The organism is Alteromonas sp. MmMcT2-5 (assembly GCF_022348315.1).
In the GTDB taxonomy this organism is placed as follows: Bacteria; Pseudomonadota; Gammaproteobacteria; order Enterobacterales; family Alteromonadaceae; genus Alteromonas; species Alteromonas macleodii.
In genome coordinates this window covers 69,876-90,283 of record NZ_JAKRFB010000002.1, presented here as the reverse complement: position 1 = coordinate 90,283, position 20,408 = coordinate 69,876, and the positions used below count along the sequence as shown (strand labels likewise).

Here is a 20,408-nt window from a genome sequence, read left to right as displayed (position 1 = left end):
CCAATAATGCTGCGAATGCAGCTCATCAGGAACGTGTTGCGGGCAGTGGATACGCCCTTTTTCTTTGTGCTCATTTCGAGCTAGTTCGTAAATAAAATTATCACAGTGATCAGAGATTGCAACACCTTTGTGACGCGCCCAAATCACCATCCCTCTTCTGACCCTGCAATTTTTTAAGGCGGATTGGGTGTCGAGGCATCATGAGCAGTGGCCTCGACGGGCGACTCTGCGAGTCGTCCCTACCTCTTTCGAGTAGGGACGACTCGTCGTCAATCCGCCTTAAAAAAACCGGGGAAAACTTAGGGGGGGTTTTCTGACGCACAATGGAGGAAGGTCAGTTATAGTTCAAATCAGTGGCTGCACACCAGCCCCGTCTACTCTACAGACGACCTCTACCTAGGTGGCCGTATGGCTAATGGTACAACCGGGCGTTGCCCAAGAGGTGAGTAATCCAAGTAGGTGTTTTTAGGTTTTTTAGCATCTACCGTCTCAAAGGATAGTCGTATCTAGATAGATACGCGGCCTGAGTTACTATCAAGGCGACAAAGGTGTGCAGCTACTATTTTATCTTTCGTAAACATTAGCTAAATATGAAGAACGCCATGCCATCCAGTCGTTCTTTCGTCTTTTCCCACTTTGGCATTACTTGACCCATTAGCCGGTAAAACCGCTCGCTATGGTTATGCTCAGCTATATGACAAAGCTCATGCAGAATTACATAATCAATGCACTCACGAGGCGCTTTAATCAGGTGAGGGTTCAGGGTAATTCGGCCATTGGGTGAGCAGCTGCCCCATTGGGTTTGCATCGTCAGTATGCGCAGCGGTGGTCGCGTTTCTACCCAAAGGGCTTGTTCCAGCATCGCATCGAGGCGCTTGGCGAAGGTTTCCTTGGCCCGTGCTTTGTACCAGTCAGTCAGCAGCACCTTCACCTTGTCAGTAGACTTCGCTCGAACTGAAACTTCCAGTTTGCCACGCAGGAGTTTCACGCCTTGAACCTGCTCAGGCGCTTCAATCACTTTCAGCAGGTACTGCTTCCCCAGGTAGTAATGGCTCTCACCACTGATGTATTGCCGAGGAGTGGTGAATTCAAACTCTTTGCGGAAATCCCGAAGCTGCTCATATATCCAGCGCCCACGCTTTTTAACAGCGGATAACACGGCTTCGCTGTCAGCCCCCTCAGGAGCCGATGCGATTACCCGACAATCGGGATGAACCTTGATTAAAACCTTGCCAGTAGCTTGCGGGCGCTTAACTCGCTCAAACGTAATCTGCTCGTCACCGTAGCGGAAGCTCATGGTCTGACTGTGGGGTTTAATCGACACATTCATCTGGTTAAACCCATTCAATCACCGTTCAACCCGACCCGAGTGATCTGAACAATCATCTCAACAATCTTCTTGGCCTGATCCATACCGCCCCCAATGACCTTGCATTCTTGGAACATTCGGGGAAGTAGCTTTTTACGAATGTCGGATTCAATGTTCTGTGGATTGATGGAGTTTTCCGCGACAGAGGTTTCTACTGCCTGGTCAATTTCAAAGGCAACTTTGACCCACTTATCCTGAACTTGCTGGTCGAGCGCTGCCAAAGCTTCAGGCAGTACTTTCTTAAACACACCAAAATAAGCCTGGGCATGGCGATTACCAGCAAAGGCATCGGGTATGTCGTTCAGGCGTCTGTCTTGAACTTGCTCTTCGAATTCACGGAATAGCATGTACTGTTTCAGTGGATGGTCGAATAGCGTTTCGGCCTCTTCAATGGCTTGGCGCAGCAGTTTTGAGAACGCTTCCTGAGCATAGGGGTCATCCCGAAGCTCTTGCTCAATCATGCGGGTTACGCGGGTTTTGATAATGTCGGTTTCGTTGCGGGTTTTATCTTCGCTCCAGTCTTCCGGCTGTTGCTTTTGCCCCATCTTACCCACTTCATACACGCCATCGGGTTCTTTAACCTCAACACCCACCACATGCTTATCCAGCAGCTTTTTCACTTGTTCTGCGTATTCGTCGTAATCAATCCTCTCACCGGCATCTTGTTGCACAAGTTGGCGCAGGCTGGAGAATTGCTTCACCGTTTCTTTGTAGTGATGACGATCCTGGTTGCTAAAGCTCTTGTCTTCAAAGAAGGTCGCCGATTGCAGCGCTACCTTCAAGCAGCTGGCGAAAGCCGTCAGGGCTTCGTAGAAGTCTTCACGTACCTTCAGATGCACGTCAACCAGCTCGCCGCCACGCTCTTCAATCTTTGGTACCAATACTTGGCGCAATTGCTCGATGTCATTCTTGTTCTTCACACCATCGAATATGGCCCATAGCTGCTTATAGAGCTGTGGCAGGCGCTTGTACTCGGTACTCATCTGGTTGTAGAGGCCAGCAATATCATTGATGTCGTAACCGCCCTGAGTGCGGGAGGCCAGATCCTGATATTTCTGGATGGTGGTATCCAGTTCCGCCAGAATGCCGCGATAGTCGATGAGCAGACCAAATTTCTTTTTGGGGTGCAGACGGTTTACCCGTGCAATCGCTTGGATCAGATTGTGCTCTTTCAGGGGTTTATCGATATACAGCACAGTGTTTTTCGGTTCATCAAAGCCAGTGAGCAGCTTATCAACCACGATGAGTATCTTGAGTGAGTCATCTTTGTCGAAACGTTCAATCAGGTGCTTGGTGTAAGCCTGCTCATCCTGGCTGCCAATATTGTCTTTCCACCACTGGGTCACTTCGGGTGTGCTGGCCTCATTCACAGCGGTGTTACCTTCACGGCTATCGGGCGGGCTCATCACAACGGCAGATTCAAACAAACCGGCTTCGTCCAGATACTTTTTGTACTTGATAGCAGAGACTTTGCTGTCGCAGGCTAACTGACCTTTCAAACCTTCGTCGATGTTCTTTATGAAATGGTTGGCAATATCCAAGGCAATCAAACGAATACGATCATCGGCACCGTATACTTGGCCTTTTTTGGCAAACTTGCGCTTTAGGTCGGCCTTTTGCTCGTCTGAAAGCCCTTCGGTAATACGCTCAAACCAACTGTCGATGGCACGTTCATTAACATCTAGGTCGGGAATGCGCTCTTCATACAGCAGAGGTGTAACAGTCTGGTCTTCCACCGCGCGTTGCATGGTGTAAGCGTGCACAATGGGGCCAAACTTATTGGTGGTCTTGTCGTCTTTTAACAGTGGTGTGCCGGTGAAGGCGACAAAGGCAGCATTAGGCAGCGCCTGCTTCATACGAATATGGTTTTCACCGCCCTGGCTGCGGTGGCCTTCGTCAATCAGCACAATGATGTCAGAGCTGAGGTTTACACACTCTGGCATTTTGGTAGCGGTATTAAACTTCTGGATCAGTGAGAAGATGATCCGCTCTGTGCCTTTACCAATCTGTTCAGCCAGGCGTTTACCAGAGGTCGCCATGGCTGCTTCTTTGTCTTTTCTACCGGCCAGTTCACCGCCCGAGGCAAAGGTTTTGCTCAGCTGGGTTTCCAGGTCTACCCGGTCAGTCACCACCACAATACGGCATTGTTTCAGGCTTTCGTGCAAGATCAGCGCCTTACTTAAAAACACCATAGTGAATGACTTACCAGAACCCGTGGTGTGCCAAATCACACCGCCTGCACGGCCACCAGTGCTACTTCGGGTATTGATGCGCTCAATCAGTCGCTTAATACCAAACACCTGCTGATAACGGGCGACGATTTTGCCAGCCTTTTTATCGAACAAGGTGAAGTAACGGGTCATATCCAGCAACCGAGTAGGGCTTAACAAGCTAATAAGTAATTGGTCTTGCCCAGTAACAGCCAGTTCTCCCGCAGCGGTCAGGCTCTTGTACCAATCTAGGTCTTTTGCCGGACGGTGGCTGAATAAGCCTGCTATCTGCTCATTTTTTAGCGTTTTGTTTTTTAAGGCGTACATCTCGGCATCGGAGATATCTTCTTCACGCCAGGCAGCCCAGAACTTAGCGGGTGTGCCGCAGGTACCATAGCGACCTTCGTTGCCGTTTATGGATAACAACATTTGGCTATAGGCGAACAGTAACGGGATTTCATCATGACGCTGGTTACGCAGGCTTTGCGAAATGCCTTCGTCAATGGTGGGGCCTTTTTTAGCATTGCCATCCGGGCGTTTCGCCTCAATTACAACCAGAGGAATACCGTTCACAAAACACACGATGTCTGGTCTGCGGCTTTCTACGCCGCCAGAGCGGGTAACCATAAACTCTTCGGTAAATACAAAGCTGTTATTGGTTGGGTTTTGCCAATCAATCAGTGCAACAGTCGGGCTAGCTTTTTTGCCATCCACAAACTCAGTGACAGAGATGCCATACAGCAAGTGGTTGTATAGGCGCTCATTAGCAGTTAACAGGCCCTCGTTAAGTGCAGGGCTGCATACCTCGGCAATCAGGTTGTCGATAGCCTTTTCAGACAACGGGTAGCTTTTACCGGCAAAGGTGAAGGTGCGCTTATGGAGTTCACTGCGCAGCACCTGGTGTAAAACCACTTCATCGGCTTTACCACCACGAGCGGTTAATGCGAGTTCAGGAGAGAGGAACGACCATCCGAGGTTGGTCAACAACGTCAGCGCCGGTAATTTGGCACTGTATTCTTCCTGAAATTTGGGTGTGAATTGTGTCATTCGCTATCTCTCTTCAACACCTGATACCAGTGGTTCAATAAGTTCATCGGCTGAGTACCGAGTCACTGTCATAACCTGGGGGGAGGTGTTTAAAATAATCTTTTGAGCCTGGTTTTGACTTGTATTGAAAATCCCTAAGCCCTTTAATGTCGAGTTTTGTAGTCAGTACACAAGGGTTGTCACCACCTTTAACATAGAGCATCGTCTTGCTCTCGGTTTTAGTTGGTCTCAATACGCAAGAACCCCCGTATTGCGAGGTATTTGCTTGAACTGTGTAGCAATGCAGATCCCGGACGGCGGACTCCAGAATATGTTGATAGTAATTTGTGTCTTTATTCCAGACGCATGCAAATAGAAGATCGATCTGCGATTTGAATAAAACTCGGTGTGTGATGTCTGATAGTTCGAAGCAGTTGTATGTCGCAAATGACAAACCACGCCATGACACTTTGTGGTAATAGGCATTTTGCTTGAGTACAAGATTACCAGGCTTAAGCCTTACTGCTTCTAAAAGCTCTAGTTCGGCAGGGGCATAATGATTTTTAACGCGAGCTGTCATTACACAGGACTTGTACTTGCCAGACACCTTAAATGGCAGCGCTTCTATGATCAAATTATATGCGACGCCATTCGATACCCAGTGTTCAAGTCCGAAGACAAGACCAATTTGATGTCTACGCGAAAATGACACCATAAACGGAAGCCAACTTACAGGTATAGCAACTTCAGGCATCACTAATAGATCAGCTTTTTCATAAAGAGCCGAATTTAGGATGCTATAAAGATCCTCCTGACGTTTAAAGCTAAGGTTTGGCTGTCGATCTCGACGAACAGCACTGCTGATATCCTCTTCGTTTACTTTAAGATTTGCGATTGCTAAGTTAATCTGGTCTTTAAGTTCCTTGTCAGAAATCGATAGGCTGGATTTAACAATCCCTGTGGTGTCTGCATCTTCAGATGTAAAATCAACGGGAAATTCGAGCCCAAAGAATCGATGCTTATAGGCATCTATTGTTTCTGTTAGCCAGCCATTCAAATCGTTCTCAGTGGCGAGATGTTTTCCCAAATGAAAGATCTGCCACTCGTCGAAGTGTATAAATCGTGGAGAAAAAGCAATTTTGTTTTCATCTAACTCGATATCCTCATTGCTTGTAAAATCACTTTTAAATGTCAGATCGGCTTCTTCAAGAGAATAATTTGCAAGAGGCCAGGCAACGAGATGATGACGAATAAGGTTGGAACACCGAAACTGCCAGGAAAAGGAATGCAAATCAGATGCATAGCTTACTAATTTATTTAATTCAGATTTATTACCGTGAAATACATTCTCATCTTCAATAAAAAGAATGTCGATATGAGAAGGAAAGGGTTTTATATCCAACAGCCCGATGGTAATTGCTAACGCAATCTGGTTGTATAAATTAAGGTCTTCCTTTAGCTTCTTAGTAAACCGTTCGGAAGGTTTCCTAGAGTTTGGCATAATGCCAATAATCTTGTTTATTTCGGCTTCAACATACTGATAAAAAAAAGATGTAAATCCGTAATTTCTGGTAATTACCGAGTATTGATACAGCTTTTCCCATAAACGGAAAAATTGAAGTGCGTTCTGCCCCTTAAAAAACTGCTTAAGTTGTGGCAGAACCACATCTCTATTGTTCAGTTTGCAAAGTCTATGGGCTGTTATATGGCTGGATAGGTACTTTGCTAGTTCTGTCTCATTTTCAGCTAGTCCAACGATGCTACGCAATTTATTGGCAGACCCATCATAGAGTACATCGTATGCAAATCTGTCGAGTTCTTTATCAATATGATCGCTCGGCAAAAATTTGAATGCGCTGCTTCTTTCATCAAGTTCTTGCTTAAAGACTTCCAATCCAGCACGGCTATGCTCCTTGTCAAAGAACTGCAATATGAGCTTATCCTGTTGCATTGGCAACGTATTGTCAGCAACTGATATTACATATTCGGCATTATCGCCAGTTGCTGTGAGCACAGAACTTAAATAATGATTTACAAATGATGGTATTGGGTTTTCTACATCAAACTTAGGACGTTTGAAGACTATTATAATGTCATCGACATAGCGGCCATAATAGGCAGGTCTAACATCGTCACCAATAGAGAAATCAAAACCTGAAAGATACCAGTTGGCGATGATGGATGCTGACGCCATTCCGATAGGCAAACACTTTTTATCTTTGCACTTAATATGAGTTTGCTTGATTCTAGGTGCAATAACTTTCTGGTAACGCGTGTATATTGCGTCCAATACAAGGTTGAGCGTTAACGCAAACTCTGTGAGTTGAGCGTTGTCTGAATAGTGATTTTCAATTTCAGCTTCAATGTTTTCAAAATCTAAATCCACATGAAAGAAGTATGATTTCAAGTCGAGCGATAAAAGTGCCACATCATCGCCACTCTTAGATACTTGAGTTGCGACCTCTAAGGCCTGATCGCGCCATTGGTTGTATTGGTCAATATATCGCTTGAAGACCTCTTGTCCAGAAAGGTCACTATCTTTTGAAAAGTTAAGAGCTGAGGAGTGCATCCGATTACCGTAGCTGTCCTTGCTCATGCCTTTCTCAAGAGCAGGGCCAACAAATAGACACCACAGCATTTCAATGATATGGATTTCTACTGGAGCATTGATGAAGTAGTTAACTTTAGAAACCTGATATTGCTCAGAATCACGGACATTACTAATGAATAAACCTGAATTCTGGCTTGGTTTGTCTTCGTTGCGCTCTACAAGCTTTGGAAGCAAGTGGTAGTTAATACTTTTCAGCCAATCCTTGAAATATTTGTGGTTGCAAGGATTTTCTTGATCAAAAACTTCTAGAATGGATTCAAACACCTCGTCCAATTCAGTGTGGCAGGTCTCAAACTCTGCCATACGTTGCTTGAGAAACAGATTAAGGTTCTCATGGTACGCATAGCTCTTAACGAAGAGGTACGCTTTTTTAATATGCTCAATATTTAATTCCATGAGAAACACTCCTTATTTTTCAGTTTGAACCTGAGTCTGTGTGCATGGCAATAATAATTTTTATTCATTGCTTTTCGATGTAGTACAGGAGAAAAAAACGACCACCCGAGGTTGATCAACAGCATCAGCGCCGGTAACTTGGCACTGTATTCTTCCTGAAATTTGGGTGTGTATTGTGTCATTCGTTATCTCTCTTCAACCCCTGATACCCGAGGTGCAGTTTCGGGTTATGGCTTTGTTCTGTTTTGTCTGCGCATGTTTTCTACAGCCAACGCAAAATCGGCATTGGTAACGTCTTCTTGCCAACGAGACCAGAAATCTATTGTTGCACTCAATGGTTTTTCAGCAGGAGGATCAATTTTTATTCTACTCGGCAGCAGTACCGAGTCGCCTACCACCATTGCTTCCCCAACATCCATGATGGGTAATGCTTCTAAGAGGCTTTCTAGGCTTTCTGGTAGTAATTTTCGAACAGTTGCTTGGTCATCCGCGTTTGTCAAACGCAATGAAATGATGTTGTTACACTGGCTTAGAATGGTGGCACTTACATCAGAAGGCCGTTGGCTCACAATCATGAGTGCAACGCCATATTTCCGACCTTCTTTAGCTATCTTCTCAAATGCTTCAACCGCTCTGCGCTCAACTGGGTTACCTTCTTTTCTTGGCAGATATAGATGAGCCTCATCACAGACAAAAGCAACTGGTCTGCGACTATTCGGATCAGTCCAGAACTGAACTTGATAGATAATACGAGCAACCAGGCCAATGATGACTGGCAGTATGTCAGCGGGAACCTCTGAGAAGTCGATTACTTTAATACTTTGTTTTTGATTGCCAAAGCCCATTAGTTTTTCAGCAATCATACTCAACGAATCGTATTGGTTATATTTGTCTGGGCTGTTGAAGAGGAAGCCATAACGTCGGTCGTTTAAGCGACTGGCCATGCGAACCAATAGCCTAGAGAATTCGCCGTTAAAAGGACCGTTTTTTAGGCCTTTTGCTCCCTGAACCTTTTCTTCATTCAGATATTGAAGCTTTCCAATAACTTCATTTAGGGAGTATGGAACTGGACTGTCTAGAGTAAAAGACTGCAATAGATCGGTCCGACCATTCTCTTGTAAGAAAGCTTTTTTCTGCTCTGTAATTGCATCTTGCACAACCACAACTTGGTTATGTGCGCTGAACTCGCTGCGATCAACAAATAATGATTGAATCTCTTCGGAATTGAGCAGCCAATACGGCAGGAAGAGCAATGAGTCATCATCTACGTCAACCTCATCCGGCCCTGGTACTCTCAGTTGCTTAGCATAAGAAAGCTCCTTGTACTCACCATGCAGGTCGAATACAACAAGGTTTGATGAAGGTAGCTGCGAGCTTCTTTCCAAAATAGAGGCAACCGTCCATGATTTGCCAGAGCCGGTACTGCCAAGCAAAGCGGCATGCCGCTGGAAAAGCTTATTGCCATCGACATAAGCGCGTGCGTTTTCATTAAGCTTATAAGAGCCCAGTTCCAGTGAGTGTTCTCCATCGCCACACTCAGAAATCACACGCATAAATTCTTCTAGGTGAGCGTCTTTAAGTACGTAACAGGTTGAGTCGATTTCTGGGACGTGATCAAGTGATCGTGAAAACTTATATTTTTGAGCGACTGCATCCCAGCGGGCTGCACCCATCAAGGTGATCTTGACTGTATTGACTACGCTATCTTCAAAAGCATCTATCTCGTCAGCATCATCTTCCGCTATTTCCGGTGTAAGTGGCTGAGTGACCACCGCTTTAATGACTTTATCAATCATGCCAATCAGCCAACATTCAGTTGCACCGCTGAGTTGCACGGTTACAAGCTGTCCAACTCTGGCTTTACGTAGATCTTTGTCATTGTTAACCAGAATGGTTACTTTTCGGGTATCAACTTCACGGATGTTGCCAAGCGTATAGCTGTCATCATTGAAAGTAAAAAGTGCCATGTTACCCTCCTAAAAATTCGTTGGTAAAAGCGTCAAAACGCCATAATTCCTTGCCATCAATATGTAGCCAGTTTTCAAATTTTGAGTTGTAGATCCTGCTTTTGTCTGAGTCAGCCTGTTTGCAGATGAGCCACATGTTCGGACACTTGCCTAGCCACTCTTCAATTCTTGGGTTCGAATCCCGAGTAATCACCAAAGCACGGCATTGGTCTTGTTCAAGCTTTTGCCTAAATGCGTTGTTAACAAGCTGGGAATCGTTAAAGCCAAACCCTAAAAACAGGAAGCTAGTATGGTTTCCGACAGCTGTGTCATATTCGGCTAACTGTGCTCTGTCCTTGTGTAATCGTTGATATTTGGCCGTACCAGGAGTGATCATGGCCCGTACAACGCCGTCAGGTTTGCTGAGTATCCAGCTGTTACATTCAATAAGCTGGGCTTCCCATTCAAATGTATTCAACGAACCGTGCGGCTTGTGTAGTCGGATATGTTTGCATTCAACAATTCTTAATGGCGGCCTTGTCTTACCAAGACCTTTCTGAACGGATTGAACAGACTTTTTTGCCTCAGCCCAGTCGTAGCGACGAAGGAAACCACCGTGAAACCCTGTAATGTAAGGGATCTTGTGCCGGACAAAGGCGTATTCAGCCAGCAAATCGTAATTTGGTGTGGCGACGTGAAGTTGTTTATCAGCCTGCGGCAAAGCTTCAACCAGCTTTTTCAATAGCGAGCCAGCCGGCCAATCGCTTGAGCCAGACATAATAGAATGAGCGTAATCGTTGTCGTGGTGCGCAACAAAGCTGGCAGTAAGTTCTACTATTCGATTGGTCAGCGCCTCATCTTTGATGAAGTCCATTGCAGATTCAAAATCATGACTACCGACATCAAGAGCAGAGACCACTTGCTGCCATTGCTGTGCTTGTGCTTCGGTCATTCCATGAGCAAGCTCGGCTCTAAGGTGGCGCTCAAGAGCTGGCATCCCAAAACTCAGATCAAGTGCACATGAAGTTCCTGTGCCAAATAATACAAACGGCTTGTCTGTAAAAAACTCAGCAATCGCTTGATATGCAACGTCCTTTGTTAGCTCCACGTGCCCTCCTTAGCTCACCAAAACTCTTCGTTTACCCGTCAATAACTCCTGCATCAGGGCTTTTTTCTCTTGCTTTAAGGCATCGAGCTTTTGTTGCAGAGCGGAGATTTCCTGGTCGGCGGCGCACAGTACGGTGGCGATTTTTTGTTGTTCTTCAATGGGCGGTATACTTACACGTAAAACCTCCAGATCTTTCGGATAAACATGAGGCTGAGCACCACCGCTTTGCAATGAGTAAATCTTCGATTGCATATGCGACATCAGTTGATAAATAAAGCCAATATCTGAATTTTCTTTAGCGATGACGACAGAGCAATCGGACGCCCATAGTTTATAAGGGTGATATGCTACATACCCCGCATACGCACCGCTTGCACTAACGGTTATCACATTCTCGTGTGTGAAATCTCGATGGGTGTAAGGACTGCTCTTTCCTCCAGCGATAACCGGATAGTCGCCCACTATGAGGTCTTTGCTGCTTAATGCTTTACCTTTAGTGATTTTACCAAGATCACTTAGGTGACCATGCTTCCACTCCCTACGAAACCTAACCCCATTCTTATCCAATAGGCGCTTCTTGCAGGTAAGAATTTGTTGCATCAGGGCTTTTTTCTGCTGCTGGCTGTTGGCGAGCAGTTGTTCGGTGGTGGTGATGGCCTTATCCCAGGTGGTAAAGATTTGGGCGATTTTCTTTTGTTCGGCAAGTGGAGGGGTCAGCAAGCGGTAGCGCTTTAGCTCTCCGGAGTTCAAGTTTGGCTTGCCGCCGCCTGCACATAAACGATTTACTTCGGAAATTCCACGATCTGAATTTATGTGCGTTGACAGGTAGAATGAATCCAACAATTCAGGATTAGGTCTTGCTATGAGGGTTGTGAATGTTAAAGCGCCATCAAAATCTTTCGGTACTACACAGGCTTCACCAATGTTTGATCCAGTTCTTACTGCAACAACGTCTCCATGCCTTACTTTCTTGGACTTGTTTGAATTGGCAAAAACTTCATCAATGTAGACAACGGAATCACTATTGAAATAGTTGCGCTTGATGTTTTGATTTCTGATCAATTTTACACCGCTAGTCCTCATAAAAGGCGTAACTGAAATTGCTAACCCAACTGCAATTTTCTTACATAAGAATTGAAGCTCTTTTACCTCCCATCCGTTAGGCACCATAACCAAGCTCCTCCAGATACTTGGTCATCTCGGTTTCCAGCTCGGTCAGCTGTGCTTTCAGTTGCTCACGTTCAGCACGTACCGCCATCAGGTCAATTTCTTCCTCTTCTTCAAAAGTATCGACATAGCGCGGGATGTTCAGGTTGTAGTCGTTCTCTTTTATCTCTTCAAGACTGGCGACATAGGCGTATTTATCAACGCTTTCACCAGCCTTATAGGTAGCGACGATTTTGGCGATATTCTCTTCGGTCAGCAGGTTCTGGTTTTTACCCGCTTTAAAGTCACGGCTGGCGTCGATGAACATTACAGAATTATTCATTTTACCTTTGTTGAAAATCAGGATTGCCGCTGGAATACCCGTGCCGTAAAACAGCTTCTCTGGCAGACCAATCACCGCATCCAGCAGGTTTTCGTCAATCAACTGTTTACGAATCTTTCCCTCGGATGAACCACGGAATAGCACCCCGTGTGGTACAACCACGCCCATGCGCCCCCCAGGTTTACCTTGGGAAGCAGGCTTCAGGGTTTCAATCATGTGCAGGATAAAGGCATAGTCGCCTTTGGTTTTAGGCGGTACACCACGGCGGAAGCGGCTGAATTTGTCGTGCTCGGCTTCGTCGTGGCCCCATTTATCCAAAGAGAAAGGGGGATTGGCCGTTACGATATCAAACAACATTAAGTCGCCGTTTTTATCCAGCAGCTTGGGGTTACGGATGGTATCGCCCCATTCAATTTTGTGGTTGTCCTCTCCGTGCAGAAACATGTTCATTTTAGCCAGCGACCAGGTAGAGCCGATGGCTTCTTGTCCGTACAGGGCGTATTGCTTGCTACCGTGGTTGGACACGACTTTGCGGCCACACTTCATCAGCAGCGAGCCAGAACCACAAGCCGGATCACAGATGCTGTCGCCCGGTTGCGGGTCTAACAACTCGGCGATCAGGTCACTGACTTCTGGCGGGGTATAAAATTCACCGGCTTTCTGACCACCGCTGGCGGCAAAGTTTTTTATCAGGTATTCGTAGGCGTTACCGATCACATCCAGCGTACCGACGCGGCTCGGTTTAAGGTTTAGCTCTGGCTTGGCAAAGTCTTCCAGAAGGTGACGCAGAATGGTGTTCTTTTGCTTTTCTTCGCCCAGTTTGTCGGTGTTAAAACTGATATCCTGGAACACGCTTTTACCGGCGTCTTTTAGTTTGGTGCCATTGGCTTCTTCAATGGCGTGCAATGCCTGGTCGATGCGCTCACCGTTACCAGGTTCGTGACGGTGCTCAAAGAGTGTATTGAAGCTTGCAGCTTTGGGTAGTACAAAGCGCTCGTTTTTCATCATTTCTTCGATGAGTTCAGGCTCGTCGCCGTACTCGGCCTTATATCCATCGTAATGATCTTGCCATACATCGGAGATGTACTTGAGGAACAGCATAGTCAGGATGAAATCTTTATAAGTATCGGCACTGATGGTGCCACGGAAGGTATCACAGGCACTCCAAAGCGCTTTATTTATACTGTTTTGGTTAATTTTTTCGTTTGCGCTCATATTCAATTCGTCTCTTTTAATAGTTGCTGAAACACGCCTTGGAGCATGTTTTCACGATTCTTTAATAATGCTTGGGTAAGTTGCTGTTCGTGTTCCCACAGTCTATTTAGCTCAATAATATGTTGCTGGGTTTTTAGCGAAGGAACGGCGATCTTCAATTTTTTAAGGGTTTCAGCCCTTAACATAGGCATACTGGTGCCCTGACTTGATTCGATTAGCGCTCGTTGCATGGCTGGTTGATTGAGAACCCAACATAAAAATTCAGCGAGAATATGCTTGGTTGGCGTCAGCACCAAAAACTGACTACTCACTACTACTGGCATTGAAGCACTGTCGGTAGGTACTAAATAAGACGCTTTAAAATAGCCGCCTCGGGCCGGAAGTAACACACTTCCAGCAGAAACAAAGGCGTTATCTTTCCCTGTCCAGTTGATTTGAGGGAGAGATACAACTGGCAGATTAAATGAAATGCCATCTTGATGTATTTTTCGCACGTCTTTTATTTGCACAACATACGCATTGCCACCTACTGCCACTTCCTCAACTTTTTCGCGGAAGGTATAACCAGTACGGATATTCGCGATGCTATTTAGGGTTTTCATTATAATTGCTCGTTCATTAGATACTCACGGCAGTAATAGCCATCCATGGCCACTTACTTAAGCTGCTTTCTGCAACTGCTCTTTAAGCCAATTAGTCATTGTGTTATCAGTGTCATAATCCAGACTTCTCCAGGCAGCTTCCCCGTGAAGTCTTGTCACTAGTAACCCGTCATCTTTGTCCATTACTGAAGCCAATGTATCGCGAATTTGACTTGCTGATTGTTCTGTTGCTATTAACCAGCATGATTCTAATGGTTTTGCCCATGTACCATAAGACTTAATTTTGCTGATTAGATCCTGGTAGTTTCGTTGATTTCTCAGATCGTAGTTAATTTGATATACTTTCATTGTTCATTTACCTCGTAAGTTAAGTTGCTATTAGCTATCGGTTAATGAAAGCAGTGACTGGTTGCCGCCTGTCACTGCAATCCTACTTTACTCATGCAGTATCAAAAAAACACAGTAGACACTCTACGCACAAGATAGGTTAATAGTTACCTAGATTTATGCTCGCGTCAATATTTATTTTGCAGTAACTCTTCTACTGCATGATGATTACATTACTTTCTATGTACTTAAAAAGCCCTAAACCACTTCGTTCAAATCCTGTAAAGCCATAAATCGGAACCCCGCAAGCGGGGCCCCCTTGCTTCGCAACCCTTCGGGCGATTTCTAGCTTGACTGGCTTTTCTCTGCGTAGTGCGTGTTGGCCATGAGGTATGGCGCGCCTTTAGGCGGCAAGCGCCTAAAACTCACCAACCTCATAGCGAAAGGGGCTTCTATGAAAACTATGGACTTTATAAAAAGGGCTAAAAAAGTAGAATTTGCTGATATAGCAAGGTCGGCAAAGCCGATTGAACGTACCACTCTTAAACACGTTCGGACTACAGATAAATGCTACCTGGTTAAAGCAGGCAGTAAGTTACAATTTTGGATCACCCGTGATGATTACTTGTTGTCTGTGAATGTATCTTTGCGCTCACCATTTTGTGTTTGTACTGACGCAGATAGTTAGCTATGTTTCCCATATCCCAACTTTCCCAGTTAGAAATTGACCATTTTTTTATTTTTTTTCATAAATTTTTTCGATTTCTTTATGGTGAGTACACTGGTGAGTAAAAGGGTTTCAAAACGGGCCAGAAATACCTTGCAGCCCCTGACATGCATGGAATTGTGAAAATTAAAACGATAAACAGATTCAGAATATCGAGTAATATCCGTTGGAGTCCAAAAGCCTCCGCTAAAGCCCAGCCATGCTGGGCTTTTTTATTTTTTATGAAACCCCATGAGTTGATGCACCTCAAAGATAATTTTATATATCGCGGCGAACTGATCGAACAGAAAGTTGAAAACCACCAGGCGCTAAAATTTTATTTAGTACCGAGACGCGAGGATCGGTATTCCCTTTCTCGATATCGCGCAATGTTTTATCAGACACCTTAATAAATTTCGCGTACTGTGTTTGGGTCATGCCATAAAGTTGGGTACGAACCTGCTTTACTAGATCGCCTATGCCGATAACATTGTTCGCAAGATCACTTTCAAGCTGAGCTAAAATTTCTTTTCGTCGTTCGCCCGTCAACCTAACCATCATAGACTCCCATTGCCACTAACTTAGTTTTAGTGTTACTAAAACCAATCGCCGGAAAATTTAATATCTCATCTGGGCAATGTAATCTTTTCAACCTCTCAGGCAGGTCGATTAGTTTTTCTGCCAGTTGCCGCAAAAATAAAATCATTTCATCAGGCTCACAAAAATCTGAAAGCTGCTCTGCAATGATTAAAAAATTAACGTGCCCACCTACTTCGCAACTTCGCCCCCACTTAAATAAACGGGTTATGCCTTCTTCATCGGCTTTCATAGGAGCAAAATCATAGATAGGTGCAAAACAAATATCGCCGTCAAATTTTAAAAATGAAATGTTGCGGCCGTGATTGTCTGAGTTACCGAAGACAATATTTAGAAAATCTCTCACAACATATTGCTTAGCAAATTCGTTTTTCGTCATTTGAGTTGCAGACTTTATTCTTTGCCACACCGTCTCCATCACATCAAAATGATCTTGATAGCTGCCAGGTTCGGCATTAATGATTGAATAAATACTTTCCAACCCAATACGACTAGCCACACCACTTTCTATGCGGACGTCAAAGCGAGGTAGCCATAAACTAGCTTGGCCACTTTGTTTATCTTCTAATGTTTTTAACTTTTCAACATCGATGGTGGAAACATTGGTACCTTTCAGGATCTCCGAAAGAGCCTTATAAAAAACGCCCTCAGCTTTTAAGATGTTGTTATCTCGTGCTGAGCGTCTATTTCTAGCAAACTTGGTTAAATAAGGTGTGGCGGTCAACGGCTTACCTGCAAAGTCCCCATCAATGAAAACATTATCGTCTTCAAGCATGAGTAGCAGTTTTGGGGCAACACCACCAGCTCCTGTCGCCCCTCCTACTGCGGAGCCTTGTTCATTAGCATACTCTAAAAAGTCATATTGCAATGAAATCACGTTCTCAATTGGAAAACGGCGAGAGTCGATATTAGCATCTGTCGGTACGGCTTCTTTTATTCTTAAGTTACCAACGGGCGACATACAAGCATTAGTCAGCAGTGCGTAATTTTGCTGAAACTCGTCTGAGCGACTGACATTAAGATAACTGAGCCACCAATCTCGAGACTTACCCACCGGCAAAATATCATCTAATAGAGCTGGCCAATGAGGGTAGTCTTTAGGAACAATGCTGATAGGTGCATTGACGGAGCATGCCCAGCAATCTTTGACCTCATAGCTTGCGACCTTAACAATATATTCATGCTCATAGTACAGCGAACAACTTGCATTGATCCGCTCATCAGAGAAACACAAAGTAGCAGCATCCCACCATTGACCTTGATTAAATAATTGCAGTGTGACTGTTTGCATCATTTATCCAGTAGTTTATTACCGTTAAGTACTAAATATTAGCAGAATTTCGGTACAATTCTACCGTTTAACTGCAAAGCAGCAATCATTTACAGTAACAAACTACCGTAAACTACAAAATGGATTATCTATTTCAGTACTTTGTATGCGTTTTTCCCAATTTAGATAGCACTAAACCCAGACTTCTAGCTGGGTATGGTGCTGATGCAGTGTGTTTGGTAACTCTTTAGTTAGAATCTGCTTGGTTCATCGTTAACGCGCCACCTGCCGCCAACAACTAACGCTTCTAATAACTCATCTCAGATACTGTGTTAAGAACGCCTCGTGCGAGGGGAGTTTAGCCACGTGATTATCCACCTGCTGCTTTAATCCTGCCATAAACTGCTTTAGTGACTGTTCACTCATCTCATCGGCAACACGATGATACTGGCTTGGTGTCATGCCTTGGCCCATTAATACTTGGGTCCAGGAATCAACACGGAAAATATCTCCGTCATCTAAAAATACGCGGCCAGACTCGGCAAATAAAGCCAATTTATGCTCAAGTGACGGCGGAATCTCCATGCGTTGGCATTGCTGCCAAAAGGGGCTGTCCTCGCGCTGTGTCACCTTGTAATGCATAACAATAAAATCGAGTATGGCCGACATTTCGCTATCAAACTTATTATTGTATTCGTCGATTGCGCTTTGGGTGATGCCATCAAAAGGAAATAGGCGCATTAAGCGTATGAGGCCAGTCATGATTAGATGAATGCTGGTCGACTCTAAAGGCTCAATAAAGCCACTGGATAGCCCTAGCGCCACGCAGTTTTTATTCCAACCACGCCTGCGTTTTCCCGGCGTAAAACGAATCACTCTCGGCTCATTAATGGGCGCGCCTGTCACCTGCGATTTAAGTGTATTGATGGCGTCTTCATCGCTCATAAATCGGCTACAAAATACCAATCCATTACCCATTCGTTCTTGAAGAGGTATTTGCCAGCGCCAACCGGCCTGATGTGCCACACTTTTGGTGTATGGCACAGGTGGGGCTGTAAGCTCAGTTTGCATAGCTACCGCACTATCGCAGAAAAGATAGTTTCGCCAATCGTCGTAACCGGTGTGAAGGGCTTGTTCAATAAGCAGCCCTTTAAAGCCTGTACAGTCTATGAAAAAGTCGCCATCTATGACTTCATCGCTTGCTAATCGAAGGGACTGGATGTTGCCTGATTGCGGGCATACTACGACCTTTTCTATGTCTCCTTCCTTGTGAGTTACCCCAGCATCACACGCTAGAGACTTTAAAAATCGACCGTAAGCAACGGCATCAAAATGATAGGCAAAGTTAAGCGGCATGGCTTCTGATGTGGCGAACTTGCTCTGTTTAGCGGCAATAAGTTCCGGGCAATAATCACCAAATTCACCACCAAATCCGTATTCTTTAGCCCTCAGCCAAAAATGGTGAAACTCGCCAGCCCAACACTCTCTTCCGGTTATACCAAAAGAATGAATATAGCTGTGACCTTGTTCACGCCAATTTTCAAACTCAATCCCCAGTTTGAACGTAGCTTGTGTGGCACGCATAAATGCTTTTTCGTCGATGCCAAGCAACTTGTGAAATGTTCTAATAGGCGGAATAGTCGCCTCGCCCACACCTACAATACCAATATCTTTCGACTCGACTAACGTAACGTTTATTGACTTACCCAAAAGCCGTGACAGCGCTGTGGCCGCCATCCATCCCGCAGTACCGCCACCCGCAATGACTACGTTCTTAACGGGCGTTTGATTTTTACTGCTATCTAAACCCAATACGGTCATAAGAGGCGTCCTTTTTATCTGAAGTATTTTTTATGTCATTACAACTCGAAGCTGAAGCGTGCTCGTTCTTTTCACGTTGAGCATGCGAGGGCACGTGTTGTTTTTCATTGTTGTAGCGCTTTGCAATATCATTGAGCAAAACTCTGTTAGACGGCAATCCCTGCAGATAAGCGTTTTTAGTTTGTTGTAAGGTTTCGCGAATGCGAACTGCTTTACGCTTATGCTTTTCATTTAGCCGTAAAGGCGATGTAGAAGAAGAAAAGCCCATTCCATATAGTACATACTGATAGCTAGCAGAGGGGAAAATCTCTTCGTTCTCGATAAGATCTAAGCGTGAAGGGCTTTGATACTTCCACAGTTCAAGCAATTCAGCGAGAGAATCGGGTATAGACGCCTTCTCTCTTTGCGCTAACCAATACGGCCCTTCTCTATCGCTTAAAGCATAATGTAGTTTTAGAAAGTCGATAACGCGCTGCCAGCGATATGCAAAGCGCGAGTTGTAGCGCTTACTGGCTATTTCCATGTGTGCTTTGTTTTGCGGAAAAGCCTCACAGAGCATACGTAAGCCAAGTTCGACCATGGCAATGGCTGATGCTTCAAGCGGTTCAACAAACCCCGAAGACATTCCTAAGCTCAAACAGTTTTTTACCCAAAACTGTGATCTATAGCCAGGCTCAAAGGAGAGTGTACGAAAAGAAAGCTCTGCATCTTGTGCACTAGGGTAACGTTCACGAACGTAGTCAATCAGCACCTGCTTTGCTTGCTCTTCGTTTGTGAATTGAGAAGAGTAAACTAGGCCTACACCTCGGCGGTGCTGCAACGCAATATCCCACGTCCACCCACAGGTTTGTGCAGTGGCCACTGTGGTACTTTTTATTTCAGCATCTTCGTTTGAATAAGGCACTTGAAGCGCAACGGCGCGATCGTTGAGCATTGTGCGCTTAACCGGTATCCAGGGAATAGTAAAGTGTTCCTTGATAAGCAAGCCGCTGCTGCCAGAGCAGTCGATAAATAGATCGCCAACTATTTTTTTCCCGTCCTTTGTTGATACGCTTTCAATATCCCCGTTTTGATGAGAGTGAACACTGTCAACATGACCAACGACATGGGCGACATTTAACTTGTCTACGCAATGATTTTTTAACAGCTCAGCAAGTTTTGTGGCGTCGAAATGGTAACCGTAATTGAGCACATGGGCGTAGTCCGGCGTAGCAATTTGCTTGGGCGCCTTGCCTGCGGCACACATGGCGGCTTGTAACGAAAACGCATCTTCGTACGATGTGTTTGGTGCGATTGATTTCCAACATGTATAAATATCGAGCTCGTTGTAGCCTGTTGGAACGGTAAATGGATGATAATAGCAGTGCCCGCCTTTACGCCAATTAACAAAGCTGGAGCCTTGCTTGAAAGCACCATGACACACCGTTAAGAATTCCGTTTCACTAATACCAATATCAAGAAGGGTATCGCGCAGTGACGGCCAAGAGCCTTCGCCCACACCTAAAGAAGAGATGTTGGGTGACTCTATCAAGGTAACGGTGTGATTCGCGCTTAGTTTTGCGGCAAGTATCCCTGCTGCAAGCCACCCAGCCGTACCACCACCGACAATGACGACCCGATGCATACTGCAATGACTTTCATTATCACTCATACGTTAAGAACCACGATATGCCCCACTGTACTTCTACAAACATGTTCAGTCGTTTTTCTGGTTA

General features: G+C 45.1%; 14 protein-coding genes. 1 reads left to right on the top strand and 13 read right to left on the bottom strand.

Annotated elements, in window-relative coordinates; translation table 11 throughout:
- Nucleotides 1–580: 580 nt before the first annotated feature.
- From MHN09_RS02405 to MHN09_RS02365, 9 genes are all read right to left on the bottom strand, one after another.
- Nucleotides 581–1,330: a SprT family zinc-dependent metalloprotease gene (locus tag MHN09_RS02405; RefSeq protein WP_239238924.1), complete on the bottom strand. Its 750-nt coding sequence runs from the start codon at nt 1,328–1,330 to the stop codon at nt 581–583.
- A 14-nt stretch (nt 1,331–1,344) separates the two neighbouring features.
- Entirely contained in the window at nt 1,345–4,626 is a 3,282-nt protein-coding gene (locus MHN09_RS02400) for a type I restriction endonuclease subunit R (RefSeq protein ID WP_239238921.1), read from the bottom strand.
- 43 nt (nt 4,627–4,669) lie between these two features.
- The gene (locus MHN09_RS02395) at nt 4,670–7,612 is read right to left on the bottom strand and encodes a reverse transcriptase domain-containing protein (protein ID WP_239238918.1); all 2,943 of its coding nucleotides are present in this window, start codon (nt 7,610–7,612) and stop codon (nt 4,670–4,672) included.
- A 227-nt stretch (nt 7,613–7,839) separates the two neighbouring features.
- The gene (locus MHN09_RS02390; RefSeq protein WP_239238915.1) at nt 7,840–9,579 is read right to left on the bottom strand and encodes an ATP-binding protein; all 1,740 of its coding nucleotides are present in this window, start codon (nt 9,577–9,579) and stop codon (nt 7,840–7,842) included.
- Between the two features lies 1 nt (nt 9,580).
- A complete protein-coding gene (locus MHN09_RS02385) occupies nt 9,581–10,666 on the bottom strand; it encodes an SIR2 family protein (RefSeq protein ID WP_239238912.1) in 1,086 nt (361 codons plus the stop codon).
- A 9-nt stretch (nt 10,667–10,675) separates the two neighbouring features.
- A complete protein-coding gene (locus MHN09_RS02380) occupies nt 10,676–11,836 on the bottom strand; it encodes a restriction endonuclease subunit S (protein WP_239238910.1) in 1,161 nt (386 codons plus the stop codon).
- Nucleotides 11,826–13,370 carry a type I restriction-modification system subunit M gene (locus MHN09_RS02375; protein WP_239238908.1) on the bottom strand — a complete coding sequence of 515 codons (1,545 nt, stop codon included), beginning with the start codon at nt 13,368–13,370 and terminating at the stop codon, nt 11,826–11,828. The genes MHN09_RS02380 and MHN09_RS02375 overlap by 11 nt, the downstream gene beginning before the upstream one ends.
- A 2-nt stretch (nt 13,371–13,372) precedes the next feature.
- Nucleotides 13,373–13,972, bottom strand: a complete 600-nt coding sequence (locus MHN09_RS02370; RefSeq protein ID WP_239238906.1) for a restriction endonuclease subunit S — start codon at nt 13,970–13,972, stop codon at nt 13,373–13,375.
- Nucleotides 13,973–14,029: 57 nt separating this feature from the next.
- A complete protein-coding gene (locus MHN09_RS02365) occupies nt 14,030–14,320 on the bottom strand; it encodes a CRISPR-associated protein Cas2 (protein ID WP_239238904.1) in 291 nt (96 codons plus the stop codon).
- Between the two features lie 433 nt (nt 14,321–14,753).
- On the opposite strand from MHN09_RS02365, the gene MHN09_RS02360 reads away from it, so the two are divergent.
- The gene (locus tag MHN09_RS02360; protein ID WP_049586398.1) at nt 14,754–14,987 is read left to right on the top strand and encodes a hypothetical protein; all 234 of its coding nucleotides are present in this window, start codon (nt 14,754–14,756) and stop codon (nt 14,985–14,987) included.
- A 297-nt stretch (nt 14,988–15,284) separates the two neighbouring features.
- On the opposite strand, the gene MHN09_RS02355 is transcribed toward MHN09_RS02360, so the two are convergent.
- The 4 genes from MHN09_RS02355 to MHN09_RS02340 form a co-directional block, all read right to left on the bottom strand.
- On the bottom strand, nt 15,285–15,566 hold the full coding sequence (locus MHN09_RS02355; protein ID WP_231514345.1) for a helix-turn-helix transcriptional regulator: 282 nt from the start codon (nt 15,564–15,566) through the stop codon (nt 15,285–15,287).
- Entirely contained in the window at nt 15,556–16,893 is a 1,338-nt protein-coding gene (locus MHN09_RS02350) for a HipA domain-containing protein (RefSeq protein ID WP_049586395.1), read from the bottom strand. The genes MHN09_RS02355 and MHN09_RS02350 overlap by 11 nt, the downstream gene beginning before the upstream one ends.
- Nucleotides 16,894–17,187: 294 nt before the next feature.
- A complete protein-coding gene (locus MHN09_RS02345) occupies nt 17,188–18,693 on the bottom strand; it encodes a tryptophan halogenase family protein (RefSeq protein ID WP_239238902.1) in 1,506 nt (501 codons plus the stop codon).
- Nucleotides 18,671–20,344 (bottom strand): tryptophan halogenase family protein, encoded by a 1,674-nt coding sequence (locus MHN09_RS02340; RefSeq protein ID WP_239238900.1) that lies wholly within the window; start codon nt 20,342–20,344, stop codon nt 18,671–18,673. Before MHN09_RS02340 ends, MHN09_RS02345 begins: the two co-directional genes overlap by 23 nt.
- Nucleotides 20,345–20,408: the final 64 nt, after the last annotated feature.